General features: G+C 36.9%; 5 protein-coding genes. All 5 read left to right on the forward strand.

The genetic code is table 11. The features are described from left to right. Positions 1-699: non-ribosomal peptide synthetase (locus MK119_RS15440; protein ID WP_290680412.1), on the forward strand; the 699-nt coding region annotated here is incomplete at its 5' end. Between the two features lie 44 nt (positions 700-743). Further along, positions 744-4,058 carry an amino acid adenylation domain-containing protein gene (locus tag MK119_RS15445; RefSeq protein WP_290680414.1) on the forward strand — a complete coding sequence of 1,105 codons (3,315 nt, stop codon included), beginning with the start codon at positions 744-746 and terminating at the stop codon, positions 4,056-4,058. A 135-nt stretch (positions 4,059-4,193) separates the two neighbouring features. Then, entirely contained in the window at positions 4,194-5,792 is a 1,599-nt protein-coding gene (locus MK119_RS15450) for an MBL fold metallo-hydrolase (protein WP_290680416.1), read from the forward strand. Positions 5,793-5,817: 25 nt separating this feature from the next. Beyond that, positions 5,818-12,381 (forward strand): non-ribosomal peptide synthetase, encoded by a 6,564-nt coding sequence (locus MK119_RS15455; protein WP_290680418.1) that lies wholly within the window; start codon positions 5,818-5,820, stop codon positions 12,379-12,381. Positions 12,382-12,476: 95 nt separating this feature from the next. After that, entirely contained in the window at positions 12,477-16,499 is a 4,023-nt protein-coding gene (locus MK119_RS15460; protein ID WP_290680420.1) for a type I polyketide synthase, read from the forward strand. Positions 16,500-16,501 lie beyond the last annotated feature (2 nt).

Genomic DNA, 16,501 nt, shown 5'->3' on the forward strand with positions numbered 1-16,501 from the left:
GACACAGACGGAAAGCGCATGTATCGTTCAGGAGATATTGGACGCATGTTGCCAAACGGAGAAATAGAATTCTTAGAAAGAAAAGATACACAAGTAAAATTAAACGGATTACGAATTGAATTGGCAGAAATTGAATTCCAACTAGATAGAATTCCAACCATTGCAAAATCAGTTGTAGTATTAAAAGAACTTAATGGAAGTTTACACATTGCAGCATACATTCAGAAGGAAGCAGAAATTTCTAATGACGAAATCTACCAAATTCTAAAAGAGCACTTACCAGCATACATGATGCCATCAGTGTTTGTAAGTATGGACGAATTTCCGCGAACACGTACAGGAAAAATTGATAGAAAATCATTGCCAGCTTTAACTTCCATAGATGTGAAGAAAACAGAATATGTAGCACCAACAAGCGAAGTAGAAAAGCAATTGGTAGCATTCTGGTCAGAAACACTAAATATTGCAGCGAGCAGTATTGGTGTACAAGATAACTTCTTAGAACTCGGAGGAAACAGTCTGCAAGCAGTGATCTTAGTAAACAAAGTGAACAAATTCTTTGAGACATTCTTAACTATAGAATACTTATATGACACCTTGACAATAAGTGCTTTAGCTGAACTCATTGAATTCTCAATACAGCAAAAACACATTGACTTGATCAACGAAGATGTAGACCAAGACGAATTCATCCTGTAAAAGGAGAGCGAGGAAAATCTATAACTCATTAAAATTTTTAAGCCTTGGAAAAAACACTCTTACATACCTTGAATTTTCATAATGTTAAATTAAATGTGGTTAACGGTCAGTTAAAAGTCAATGCGCCAAAAGGTGCATTGAGCACTGACCTACTTAACAAGATTAAAAGTAACAAAGAATACTTAATCAAGTTACTCACATCTAATTCGAGCATTCCAAAAACAGTCGTACAAGAAAGCTATCCAGTAACACCAGCACAGCAGCGTTTATGGATTATGAGTAACTTTGATGGAGGAAATCAAGCTTACAATTTAACCAATGAATTGGAGCTTACAGGAGATTTCAATACAGAATTCTTCTCAAAAGCATTCCAGGCATTAGTTGCAAAATATGAAAGCTTGCGTACCTACTTCAAGCAAACAGAAGCTGGTGAATTACGACAATATATAGCTTCAATAGAAGAAATAAACATTTCTGTTGAAGTTCATGATGTTAGCGCGCAACCAGATCGCAAAGATGCATTGGTTGCTGCACACTATCAACATAGATTCGATTTATCAAAAGCACCATTATTCAAACTCCAAATTGTAAAAACAGGAGCAGAGAACTTTTTGGTACTATTCAACCTACATCACATTATTGGTGATGGTTGGTCTTTAGAATTAATTTCGAAAGAATTGGTTGCCATGTATAACATGTTGGTAGAAGGAAAAACAATTAATACCAACAATACAGCTATACAATACAAGGACTATGCGGTTTGGCTTCAAGAAGAAAAACAGCAACAACAATTAGTAGCTTCTAAAAATTATTGGTTAAATCGCTTTGAAACAATTCCAACCTTGGAAATTCCAACAGTAAAAAAGCGTCCTAGCATCAAAACCTATAATGGAGCAGCAGTAAGTCATCAGTTTTCTGGAGATTTATACTCCAAGATGCAATCATACTGCAAAGAGCAAAGCATCAGTATGTTTATGGCGTTAATGGCGGGAATCAATGGTGTATTTTACAGATATACAAACACTACTGATATTGTTTTGGGAACTACAGTAGCAGGAAGAGAACATCCAGATGTAGAAAATCAAATAGGATTGTTTATCAATTCCTTACCAATACGAACAACATTCAACGGAGCAGAAGGATTCAAAGCCTTAGTCAACGTACAAAAAGAAACCTTGGTTGACGCTTACAAACATCAATCGTATCCTTTTGATGAATTGGTAGCAGAATTGGATGTACAAAGAGAATTATCAAGATCAGCATTGTTTGATGTCATGGTGATTCTTCAAAATCAAAAATCTGTCATCAGCAACAAAACAGCAATGGCAGGAAACATTGAGCTCACACCTTACAAAAAAGAAAAAAAATACAGTCAATTCGACATCACATTCTCATTCATAGAAACGAGTGAAAATTTACAATTAACAGTAGACTATAATACAGACATCTATGCGGAAGAATTTATACAGAATTTAATACAACATTTGGATCAGTTTATACAAAACGGAATAGCAGATGATAAGGTACCGCTTTATGCGATTGATTATCTCACATTTGACGAAAAGCAAGAACTGACGAAAGGATTCAACAATACTTATACTGCGTACGACCAAACACAAACGCTGGTTTCACTCTTTCAAAATATGGTTAAAAATGAATCAAGTGGAATAGCGCTAGTAGCTGGAGACGAACGCTATACGTATAAAGAATTGGATGAAATTTCCGATCGTATGGCAACTTTTCTGCTCAACGAATACAATGTTACAACTGGTAATCGCATAGGGATTCAGTTAGAAAGAGATGAATGGTTACCAATATCATTACTCGCTATTTTAAAGACGGGAGCATCGTATGTTCCCGTTGATCCAAATTTTCCAGAAGATCGAAAAACATACATCTTATCAAATAGCAATTGCAATTTGATGATCGATGAAGCATTCATACAATCATTTAAAAATTATAAAAACGAACAAACAGTACAATTACCAACAGTACAACCATCAGATACGTGTTATGTAATCTACACTTCAGGCTCTACTGGAAAACCAAAAGGAGTGATGTTATCGCATCAAAATGTAACTTCTTTCTTGGCAAATACGGAAACAACCTTAGGATTTGGTGGAAGCAATAGAGTAGCCGCAACCACCAATGTAGTATTTGACATATCGGTATTAGAAATTTTTGGAGCGCTTTGTAGCGGAAGAACGCTCGTTCTCTTCTCTTATGACGAATTAATGTCTTCGGAATTGTTCGTAGAAAAAATAAAAACAGAAGCAATTGAAGTGTTGCAATTAACGCCTTCACGCTTTAGTTTAGTCGCTGATCAAATCAGTAAAAGAAACTTTCCAACGTTAAAAACTATTTTAATTGGAGGCGAGCCGTTCTCTAAAAGTATATTTGAAAATAAAAAGAAATACAAAGGAATTCAAGTCTTAAATGTATACGGACCTACAGAAACTACAATTTGGAGCACAGTAGCATCAATTCATGAAGCGGACTCATTGCACGTAGGGAAACCATTGGCAAATGAAGAAGTATTCATACTATCGGATCATTTAGCTTTACAACCAAAGTGGTTAACAGGTGAACTTTGCATTAGTGGAGATGGCGTAGCGCAAGGGTACTTAAATAGAGAAGAATTAACAGCAGAAAAATTCATTCCGCATCCATTTAAAGAAAATGAACGCTTATACAAAACAGGCGATGTTGCCCGTTGGATTGACAATGGAAATATTGAATTGTTAGGTAGAAAAGACGATCAAATTAAATGGAATGGTTACCGAATTGAATTAGGAGAAATTGAAAGCGCAATTCGTCGTTATACTTCTGTAGAACATGTAGCTGTATTATTAAATATAACAGGAACGCAGAAACAATTAATCGCGTATGTTGTTGCAACAGAAACAGTAATCGCTAGTGAGTTGAGAGACTTTTTACGCACAATATTACCACAATACATGTTGCCATCGCATTATGTACAATTGGAAACATTACCTCTCAATGCTAGTGGTAAAATAGATCGTAACGCTTTAAAACAAATTCAACCAGAAGAAGCTGCTGAAGAAACACCATACGAAGCACCAAGAAACGAATTGGAGCAAACACTTGCTAACATTTGGGAAGCTGCTTTCGAAAGAGATGGCATTGGAGTGTATCACAATTTCTTCGATTTAGGCGGACACAGCTTACTAGCAATTAAAATCATCTCAGAAATACAAAAACAACTCAATGTCCAAGTTGAGTTAACAGACTTATTCTTAGAGCCAACCATTGAAAAATTGGCAGAAGAAATAGAAGATAAATCTTGGCAGCGACAAGCCATACAAGAAGAATTGGTTTCGGACAGAATAACCATTTAGTACAACACCTCTAGCGCAGTAGCCATGCAAGTTACTGCGCACACCATACACTATTCACAAATCAAATTTTACAAAACAAACAATCGATGGTACATGCCATCGATTTATCATTAATTCTCATAAAGACGAAATCTTATGGAACAACAAAATTATTATTTAAAGTTAAATGTTGCTTTAGAAGCACTTATCGACAGATGGTACGCATGGTCTCACTTGGTTTCACCTGCAACGGCAGCGATGAATATTAAAGAACGCCATTTGAAAATTATGCAATCATATATCAAAAGTCCAAAAACACATGCTGCGGCTGTAAAAAGACCAGAAATGTTAGGAGGACCTTTTATTGATTACAATGGCGGAAGAGTAGAAGAAATCAAAGAATTATACGAAGACACACTCGATAAACGTCAGAATATGTTGGAATTATACGATTCCATTCACGAGCTTAACTCAATGCTTCAAAAGAATGCAATTGGGTATTCGTTGGATCCACTATATCGTGAAGTTCCAGAATCATTGCAAGGAATGGTTGAGTTGTATTACGACCTAAACAACCGACCAAATTTCCGCTTTTTTGAATCATTGTTATACAACAGTAAGTTTCACGACGATTCTAGACAATCCGTATCATTGCAACTAGTGGATGCAGATGATGCACGTTCGTTTGTACTAAGCACACCGCGTTTGGATGATGAAAACTTAAATCATTTAGACTTGCGTTTCAAAGATCAATTGATTGACGAATTGTTCAAAATGAAGCGAATTCCTGGAAGCTATGTGGACATGATGAAGAAACTCAACATCAAGCCAGAACAGGAAGAATTATTCAAATCATTCTTTACGACAGAAGCACCAAAGAAATACGAAAAATACACTGGCGAAGGTGTACGTACACGCTATTTCGGTCATGCATGCGTATTGGTTGAAACAAGCGAAACGTCTATTTTGGTAGATCCTGTAATTAGTTATGACGGATATGAAACAGATGTAAATCGTTACACAATCAACGACTTACCAGAAGAAATAGATTATGTATTAATCACACACAATCACCAAGATCACGTATTGCTTGAAACTTTAATGCAATTGCGTCACAGCATCAAAAACATTGTAGTGCCTTCTTCAGGAAAAGGAGACATTCAAGATCCATCATTAAAATTAATGTTTAACTCGATCGGTTTTGACAATGTAATCGAATTAGACGATATGGAAACGATCACTTTAGATCGTTGTACGATTACTGGATTGCCTTTTATCGGAGAGCATTCAGACATTGACATTCGTTCAAAACTATGCTATCACGTAGCACTTCACAACGAGTTCAAAGTATTATTTGCAGCAGATTCTTGCAACGTAGAACCAAAAGTATACCAGCGAATTCACCAAATGGTAGGAGACATTGATATTCTGTTTTTAGGAATGGAATGTGACGGTGCGCCACTCAGCTGGTTGTACGGACCATTAATGTTTGAAAAACTACCTAGAGAAATGGATCAGTCCAGAAGATTGGCGGGTTGTGATTACAAACAAGGAGAAGCTTTGGTAGACATTTTCAGCCCGAAAAATGTATTTGTATACGCGATGGGATTAGAGCCATGGCTTGTATTTATCAGTTCATTGAAATATACAGATGAATCAAAACCAATTGTAGAATCTAACAAATTGGTAGACCAATGTCGCGATCGCGGAATCGACGCAGAACGATTATTTGGAGAGAAAACAATCGAATATTAAAAAATACCACGCATCAGTAAACATCATGGAAAAAATAAAAGAAATCATACGAACGCTTAAAAAAGAGCAAGTAAAATTGGTGCTCAACGGAGACAATATTGAAGTTGTATCATACAACAACAAGTTAACTCCTGAGCAAATCAATCTAATAAAGACTAACAAGGAAGACATCATTTCGTACTTAAAAGGCATGGATACCAACGATGAGGTTGAACAAATTCCTGCTCTGGAAGAAGCGAACAACTATCGTTTATCTGATGCGCAAAAACGAATGTGGATTATCTGTCAGTTGGAATCATCGTCAGTGGCATACAACATGCCACTGCAAATGCCTTTAGATGGTGAATACGACATCGACACATTCAAAAGAGCTATTGATGCTACGATTGATCGTCACGAAATATTACGCACCGTTTTCAAAGAAGACGAAAATGGAGAAGTACGTCAGTGGATTCTAGATCGCGAAACTTTAGGATTTGAAGTAAATCAGTTCGAATTACAAAATGAAAGCAATCCAGAAGCTGTTGCAAAACAATTGATAGAAGACGATACGTATCAACCATTCGATTTATCGAACGGACCGTTACTTCGTGCAAGCATCTTTCAAATAGCAGCCAACAAATACATTTTTTACTACAACATGCATCACATTATCAGTGATGGTTGGTCGTTAAATGTATTGGCAAACGACGTAATGCACTATTACACAAGCTTTATGTCGAACTCAACACCAACCTTGCCTGAGCTTCGAGTACACTACAAAGATTACAGTGCTTGGCGAGCTTCAACACAAGAAAATGGCGGAGATGCAAAAGACAAAGCCTACTGGACAGAAAAGTTAGGTGGCGAATTAACCTTATTAGATTTACCAAGACAAAGTCAACGTCCGAAGTATAAAACCAACAACGGAAATAGTTTACAAACCTATCTTTCGGCTGACATTGCAGCAAAACTCAACGCTTACAATCAACAAGCGCAAGGAAGTCTTTTCATTGGAATTTTGTCTACCTTAAACGTATTATTACAAAAATATACCAACAAAAAAGACATCATCATTGGTTCGCCAATTGTGGGAAGAGATCATCCAGACTTACAAAACCAAATTGGGTTTTATGTAAACAGTTTGGTGTTGCGCAACCAGGTAGATACGGAAAAAACATTCACAAACTTCTACAATGAAGTACGTGAAAATGTGTTTGAAAGCTTCAAATACAAATCCTATCCGTTTGATCGTTTAGTAGAAGATTTAAACGTTCCGTACGACATGAGCAGAACGCCAATCTTTGATATCTCATTGACCTTACACGAAACTATTCGCGGATTGGATACCAATACCTGTTTGGATGAAATTACTGAAAGAACGGGAACGGTAAGTAAAAACGATATCGAATTCCACTTCCAGCAAATAGAAGATGTCATCCTATTCAAAATCAATTACAATTCAGATTTATATGATAGCAAAACGCTTCAATTGTTCATGAAACACTTCAAGCAGTTGATCACAAATATCTTAGAAAATCCGAACACACCAATTGATGAATTGCATTATCTAAATCAAGAAGAGCAACAACAACTCATCTACGATTTCAATGCGATTACTTTAGATTATGACCGCAATGCAACCTTATTAACGGAGTTTGATAAGCAAGTTGAAAGCAAACCAGACGTACCAGCGTTGGTATTCAATAACACGACGCTTACCTATAAAGAATTGGATGCATTGTCTAATAAATTAGCGCGTTGTTTGATAAAAGAATACGAGGTTAAAAAAGGTGATTTTGTGGGAATTCATCTAGATAGAAGCGAGATGGTACTCGTGTCTATGATGGCAATTCTAAAAGCAGGCGCGGCGTATGTGCCGATTGATCCTGCATATCCAGAAGACCGCAAGGAATACATGACAACCGATTCAAACATTTCATTGCTAATCAGCAGTACGAATTATATGTTTGATTTGGATTTCTTTGAAGGAATCGTGTTCTCAATTGACGTAGAATTTGAAGCAGATGAATTCAGCGCAGCAGCTTTAGATATTAATGTACAACCAACAGATGGCGCGTACATCATTTATACCTCAGGATCAACAGGAAAACCAAAAGGCGTATTAGTGCCGCACAAAGGAATTGTAAATACAGCATTAGCATGTATCAATACAATGTACTATGGCGAATGTAAAAAGAGCTTACAATTTGCTTCGTTCTCGTTTGATGCCTCTGCGTTTGAAACATTCAATGCGCTATTGGCAGGTTCAAGCTTATACATAGCAGATGAAAGAGAGCGTAAAACACCTGAGTTTTTAACAGCATTCATAGAAGAAAATGCGATAGAATCGGCTACGTTGCCACCGTCGTATTTCAAATTCATGGATACAGACAGACTAAATAGTTTGAAAGTACTCATCACGGCAGGAGAGCCGCCAGTACTAGAGCAAGTAAAAAAGTTCTTGGCAAACGGAGGCATCTTTTTTAACGCTTACGGACCAACTGAAACCAGTGTTTGTAGTTCCGCTTTCAAGATGACCTCTGAAAGTAATACAGACACAAACATTCCTATCGGATTTCCAATTCCGAATGCACAAATGTATGTATTGGACGAAAACAACAATCTCGTTGCGCCAGGTATCATCGGAGAAATCTGTATCGGTGGATTGGGCTTGGCAGATGGTTATCTAAACAGAGAACAATTAACAGCAGAAAAATTCATCAACAATCCTTTTAGAACAGGTGAGAGACTATATAAAACGGGCGATTTAGGAATTTTATTGCCAAATGGAACCATAGAGTTCCAAGGTCGTAAAGACGATCAAGTAAAAATTAGAGGACATCGTATAGAATTGGGCGAAATCAGCGCAAGACTAGAAGCAAAAGAAGATATAGAAGAAGTAGTATTATTAGTAAATGAAGAAGAAGATGAAAAATTATTGGCAGCTTACATCGTCGCGTCCAAAACGCAAAAAATCACAGAATTACGTCAGTACTTACTCCAAACCTTACCAGAATACATGGTGCCAAACCACTTCATCCAAGTCGGTGCGATTCCATTAACGGTAAACGGAAAAGTAGATAAGAAAACACTATTACGACTAGGAAGTAACAAAGTAACCGACGAAAAAGAATACGTTGCACCACGCAATGACATTGAAAAACGCATTTCTGAAATTTGGGCGAAAAGTCTAAATGTTGAGAAGGTAAGCGTGGAAGACGACTTCTTCTTGTTGGGAGGACAAAGTTTAAAAGCAACCGCTTTAATCAGCACCTACGAACGTGAATTCCAAGTGCGTATCAGCTTGAAGCAATTGTTTGAAAATACAACTTTAGAAGCACATTCAAAACTGATTGAAGACGGAAGAAAAGAAACATTTACCAACATTCCAACTGTATCGGAAGCAGAAAGTTACGCTATCTCAGACGCACAGCGTAGATTATGGGTGTTGAGTCGATTTGACGGCGCTTCAGTAGCGTACAACATTCCATTCTCAATGCGATTGAACATTGAAGATGTAGCTAGTTTCAGAAAAGCGATCTTTACAGCAATTGAGCGTCACGAGATGCTGAGAACTATCTTCAAAAAAGATGCTTCGGGAGAAGTAAGACAATGGGTTGTGCCAACGAACGAGTTGAACTTTACCATTCAAGAAGAAGATTTCAGATCACAAGACAATTCTGCGGAAGCGGTACAAAACTATATCACACAAGACGCATACAAACCATTCGATTTAGAAAACGGACCATTACTACGCGCAAGTCTTTTACAAGTAGCCGAAGCGGAATATGTATTCTACTGCAATATGCATCACATTATCAGCGATGGTTGGTCTATGGATGTATTGATGAAAGATGTAAATACCTATTACGAGACGTTACGCAACGGCGAAGAAGTAACGCAAGAAGCATTAAGCATTCAATACAAAGACTATGCAGCATGGCATTTAGATCAAATTGAAGGGGAAGCGTATGCAAAAGAAAGAAAATATTGGGCGAACAAATTACGCGGAACAATTCCAGCAATCAATTTACCGTCTCAAAGACAACGTCCACAAATCAAAACCTATAACGGTAGAACCTTAAAAACTAATATCAACGCGGAGACTACGGAAGCAATTAGAGACTTTATCGCTGAAAATGGCGGAAGTTTATTCACCTTTGCTTTGGCAGGATTCAACGCGATGATTCACAGATATACAGGCGAAAAAGATATCACGATTGGAACGCCAGTTGCAGGAAGAAATCATGCAGACTTGCAAAACCAAATCGGATTCTATGTAAATACGTTAGCACTCAGAAATTCGGTAACTTCAGAAGAAGATTTCGAAACATTCTACAACAGAGTGAAAGTAGATACAATCGCAGATTTAGACAACCAAATGTATCCGTTTGATCGTTTGGTAGAAGACTTAGAAAGTACAATTGATACTTCGAGAAACGCCATTTTTGACATCATGTTGATTGTTCAAAACATTGGCGACATCAAGCAAGAAGTTGAATCGGTTTCTACAGCAGCAATTCAGGATTTAGGTGTGACACGTGCAAAATTTGATTTGTCACTTACTTTAGAAGAACGCGTAGATACGATTGAAATGCACATTACATTCAATACGGATGTGTATGAGCAAAGCTTAGTAGAGCAATTTGTAATGCACTTTACAGAAATGCTTTCTGTAGTAACTACGGCTCCAAGCTTACCAATTGGAACATTTGACTTTTTACGTGAAGAAGATACTTTGCAATTAGCAGCATTCAATGAAACTGAAGTTGCATATTCAGAAGCAAACACTATTGTAGAATTATTTGCAGCGCAAGTACAAGCAACTCCAGATAAAACAGCATTAGTATTTGAAGGAGAATCGCTTACATACAGAGAATTGGATGAAAAATCGAATCAACTGGCAAATTACATCAGAACCTTGTCATTGGACAACAATCTGATTCCAATTTGTGTAGATCGTTCGTTGGAAATGTTGATCGGGATTTGGGCAGTTTTAAAATCAGGAAACGCGTATGTACCAATTGATCCAGCCTATCCACAAAGCAGAATCGATTACATTTTAAATGATATACAAGCAAACTACATCTTAACAAATGCAGCAAGCAATAACGTAACGCTTGAAAATGTAGAAAGAGTAGAACTAGACAACTTTACATACAATGTATACAGCAAAGATGCAGTAAACGTTAACATAGACGAAAATACCTTAGCATATTGTATTTACACATCAGGAACCACAGGAAATCCAAAAGGTGTATTAAATGCACACGCAGGATTGCGAAACCGTATTCTTTGGATGCGTGATGAACTCGCTGTCGATGACAACGCTGTACTTTTACAAAAAACACCGTATGTATTTGATGTATCTGTATGGGAATTAACCATGCCATTTATTACAGGAGCTACTTTAGTTGTAGCACTTCCTGGCGGACATATGGATCCAGAATATTTACAAAATACTATTCAGGAACAAAATGTTTCTTTAGTACATTTTGTACCATCAATGTTAAACATTTTTATAGATGTCGCAAAAGCAGAAAAATTAGCCAATCTCAATTACATTGTGTGTAGTGGAGAAGCATTATCATCCACAACCGTAGAAAAAACAAAAGCGTTGCTTCCAAACGTTCAGTTGTACAATTATTACGGACCAACGGAAGCTGCCATTGACGTTACATCTATCAACTTAACAGATATAAATACTGCTGAAGAAGGTGTAAGCATCGGAAGACCAGTAGCAAATACACAACTATACATTGTCAATGACATGATGAATTTACAACCTGTTGGTGTTGTGGGCGAATTGCTCATTGGAGGAATTCAAGTGGCGAAAGGCTATATGAACAAGACATTGCTTACGGCAGAAAAATTCATCGAAAATCCATTTGAGGCAGAAGGAAACGTATACAAAACGGGCGATTTAGTTCGCTGGTTGCCAAATGGAACGATTGAATTTATCGGAAGAAAAGACAATCAAGTTAAAATTAGAGGAAACCGCATAGAATTGGGTGCAGTTGAAAATCAATTGTTACGAAAAGACAGCATTCAAGAAGCAGTGGTTAATGTATACACTGATGCCAAAGAAGAAAAACAATTGGTCGCGTATGTTGTATCTACTATTGAAGAAAACATTACAGATGTACGAACACATTTAGCGGCAAGTCTTCCACTGTACATGTTGCCAGAAGCTTTTGTTCAATTGGATGCGATGCCATTAACGGTAAATGGAAAAGTAGACAGAAAAGCATTGCCAGATCCAGTTGGAAACAGCTTGCAAGTAACTACGGTTTACGAAGCACCAACCAACGAAATGCAATCCACTTTAGTCAGCTTAATTGCAAATGAACTAGGCAGAGAAGAAGATGCAATTGGAGTTGCGGACAACTTCTTTGATTTGGGAATCAACTCTATGAAACTCTTAAGAATCTTAGAATTCTTTAATACAAAATACAGTCTATCTGTAGCACCAGTGGCGATGTTTCAATATCCAAACATCAAAAGCTTTGTGAGCAGTTTAGACAATTCAAACGAAGCAACAAAAGTTGTTGCAAAAGAAGAAGAAAACTTATCGGAAGCAGTAGACGAATTGATCGATTTACTATAAGATCACACTACGCAAGTTACCTAAACAAAACTAAAACAATCCCAGTCATATTGATTGCAATATGATTGGGATTGTATTAAATCGTATGAACTCTTATGAAAAAAGAAATTAGAAAGAAAGATATCGCTATCGTAGGATTCGCAGGTAGATTTCACGGCTCTAAAGATGTTCGTGAATTCTGGGAAAACCTATTGCAAGGCAAGGAATTAGTTCAGTTTTTTGATGAAGACGAATTGCTAGCAAAAGGAGTTGATGCTACTACAATACAGCACCCAGACTATGTACCAGTTGAATCTATTGTGGACAAAGCAGAAAGTTTTGATTATGCATTCTTTGGATACACAAAAGAAGAAGCCAATGAAATGGATCCGCAAATAAGAATGATGCACGAACTTTCTTGGGCTGCCTTAGAAGATGCAGGTTGTAATCCAGACACATATTCAGGGAAAGTCGGTGCTTTTTTAGCTGCATCAGAGCATATGAATTGGTTGGCACATACTGCGTTGAAGAAATCGGAAATCATAAATCCTTTTTACCAATCTAGATTAAGAAACAAAGACTTTGTAAGCACTTTAGTATCGTATAGCTTAAACTTAAAAGGACCAAGTTACCATACTTCTACAGCATGCTCAAGCTCGTTAGTTTCCACACATATTGCGTGTAGAAGTTTGCTATTGAGAGAATGTTCTGTAGCATTGGCTGGAGGCGTTAGCTTAACGACAGATACAGCGACAGGTTATGTACATAAAGAAGGCGCGATTACTTCTAAAGATGGTCACAGTCGTAGTTTCGATCAAGAATCAACAGGTTGTGTAAAAGCAAATGGAGGTGCTATTGTAGTCTTAAAACGCATGGAAGATGCAATTAACGATAACGATCATATCTATGCAATTATTCGCGGAACCGCTACAAATAATGATGGAAAAGACAAAGCAGGCTATACAGCACCAAGTGTGGACGGACAAGCAAATTGTATCAAACTTGCACAAAAATTTGGCAACGTTCCACACGATTCTATTAGCTATGTTGAAGCGCACGGAACCGCAACGCATTTAGGTGATGCCATTGAAGTTTCTGCCTTAAACGAAGCATTCAATAACGATACGACACATTCCTGTGCTATCGGATCTTTAAAATCTAATTTAGGACATTTAGACGTAGTTGCTGGTGTTGCGGGTTTGATGAAAACAGCATTCGCATTAAAAAACAGAAAAATCCCTGCAACATTGCATTACAACACGCCAAATGCAATGATCAATTTTGAATCAGGTCCATTTTATGTAAATACTGAACTCACAGATTGGTCTCCAAAAGATGGAGAAGCTTTGCGCGCAGGTGTTAGCAGTTTTGGAGTTGGAGGAACCAATGCACACGTAATCTTAGAAGAGTTTGTTGCAGAAAACACTTCCCTTTCTAAAAGATCATTTCAAGTATATCCAATATCTGCAAAAACAGAGACAGCTTTAGAAAATTATACTATCACATTTAAAGACTTTTTGAAAAATTCAGATGCCAACGCAGCAGATATAGCGTATACATTGGCAACTGGAAGAAAGCATTTTGAGAAAAGAACTTTCTTACTCACGGATAACAACAATCAACTTGTACAAAATGAAGTGCAAGCTGTTCAAGTAAGTAATGAACTTGTATTTGTATTCTCAAGTACAGCGAATACTTCGTTAGCACCATTACTAGCCATCAGTGAAGAAGAAACATACATAAAAGAAATTGTAAATACTGCATTCCAAACATTGGAGCAACTTACAGGAAAGAAAGTTCAAGATATCATTGATGAAATTCAAAGCGAAGGAAATCAAACACCATATGCTGAACTTATTACATTTATAACAGAATATGCATTCGCAAAATATGCAAGGAATATTGGCATTGCCCCAACAAGTTTAATAGGAGATGGTATTGGTGAACTTACCGCTTTATGTGTTGCAGAAGCGTGTTCATTTGAAGATGGTTTACAAGTTTGTATCAATCGTGTAAATGCCTCTGAAAATATATCTTCTCTTACAGATGCATTAGCAACGATCAAAACACAAGAACCAAGTGTTCCTGTAATATCAGGAAAAGAAAATAGTAACAGAGCAAACGCTATTGAAGTGAATGTTGGTACAAGTGACTCACAAGTTTCTCAAACAACAGCAGCACTTTCAGTAAACCTAGTAAGTACGGCAGATACTTTACAAACATTAAGAACAGCAATTGGAACTTTATGGAGCTGCGGCGTTGCCATTGATTGGCAAATGTATTACAATGGAGAAACTCGTTGTAAAACTTCGGTGCCGACGTATCAATTTGATTACAATGCTTTGGACTTTAAAGTGAATCCTTTTGCAACGATGTTTGCTGGTTCACTTTCTGCGGACACCGTACAACCTATTGAAAATTGGTTCTATCACAAAAGCTGGAAGAAATCAATACTCACAAGTAATACAAAATTTGACACCAAAGATGGAGTGCTCATTTTCTCTGAGAAAAACTCCTTGTCAAGTGTATTAAAGAACAACTTGATCACTGAAAATCAGAATGTATTTGAAGTATTTAGAGGTGTACGATTTGAAAACTTTGAAAAATTACAATTTGGAATTTTACACGAAGAGGCATCAGATTATGTACAGTTGTTTAATGCATTAAACTTAGAAAATGTTAGCTGCGGTCATATCATATATAATTGGAGTTTAGAAGGAACTACAAAAGAAGAAATTACAACAGCATTTTTGCCATTATTCCATATTTGCAAAGCGCTTACAAGCTATAAGACTGATGTTAAAAAGAAATTGACCATCATTACCAACTTTGGGAATAATGTACTTGGCAATGAGACGCAAAACATTTTAGCGACAACTATTGCTACAATTGCAAGGATTTTAGCAGATGAACATCCAACTATATTTACACAAATCATTGATATTGATGTAGGAAAAACACATCCAGATAATTTACGTGTTATTTGTGATGAACTCAAATTCAATACTACCAACACAAGTGTCGCATACAGAAATAATCAACGTTGGGTAGACTGTAACGAGAACCTTACGCTAATTGAAAAACCTAACATTGCTATTGATGCTAAGAAAGTATACTTGATTACAGAAGGATTGAGCGCAGTAGGAAGTGCTATTGCGAAATATTTAATCAAAACATACAATGCGCAAGTAGTTCTAACGGGTAAAGAAGCCTTACCAGAAGAAGATACATGGAATACACACTTAGAAAATGATAGCGTATTAGCACGAAAGATAGACAGGCTTAAAAAACTGAAAAAAGAAAGTAAGACGCTCTTATATGTTGCATTAGACACGGCTGATATTGAAAGTTTTACAACTACAATTGCTAACATAGGAGCTGATGTAGGCACTATTTCTGGTGTCATTCATACCAAAGCAGATGCTGACAAACAAACAGCAGAAACCATTGCAGATATGAGCCTTGCAAGTGTTCAAATGCAATTAGACGCAAGCATACAGGAAATACAAAATCTAGCAGAAGCATTTGCGAATACTTCGTTAGACTTCGTATGGATACAATCGAGTGTAAGTACTATAATAGGAGGCGAAAATAAAACTATAGAAGCGGCTGCTAGTCAATATGTTGACGCTTTTATACAACCATACAGAAACTGGATTTCGGTACACCTAGATGAAGCTGTGAATGAAGCAGATCTTGCAACTGTTTTTGAACAAACGCTGCATTATAAATCTTTAAAACAATGTGTAGTTGCAACTAGAAATCCGAATGCACTTTTAAAAGCAAAAAATGCACTAAAAGAAGCAGAAGAAGTCATAGATCAACATGCCATTACAAGAAAGCAAAATTACATTCCGCCAGAAACAGAAACGGAGCAAAGCTTAGTAGGCATCTGGGAAGATTTTCTTGGATTTGATGACATAGGCGTCACCGAAAACTTTTTTGAATTAGGAGGCGATTCGCTCAAAGCAATGACACTCATTAAACGAATTCACAAGCACTACAACGTAGAGATAAGTCTACTTGACTTTTTCTCAAAACCAACCGTAAAAGAACTAGCTGTTGAGATAGACATCGCGCTAGAAGTACATAAATCAACAATTGAAAACGAAAAGAGAACCAACATAATTAAAATATAAAA

This window comes from Kordia sp. (assembly GCF_022447245.1).
Classification (GTDB): domain Bacteria; phylum Bacteroidota; class Bacteroidia; order Flavobacteriales; family Flavobacteriaceae; genus Kordia.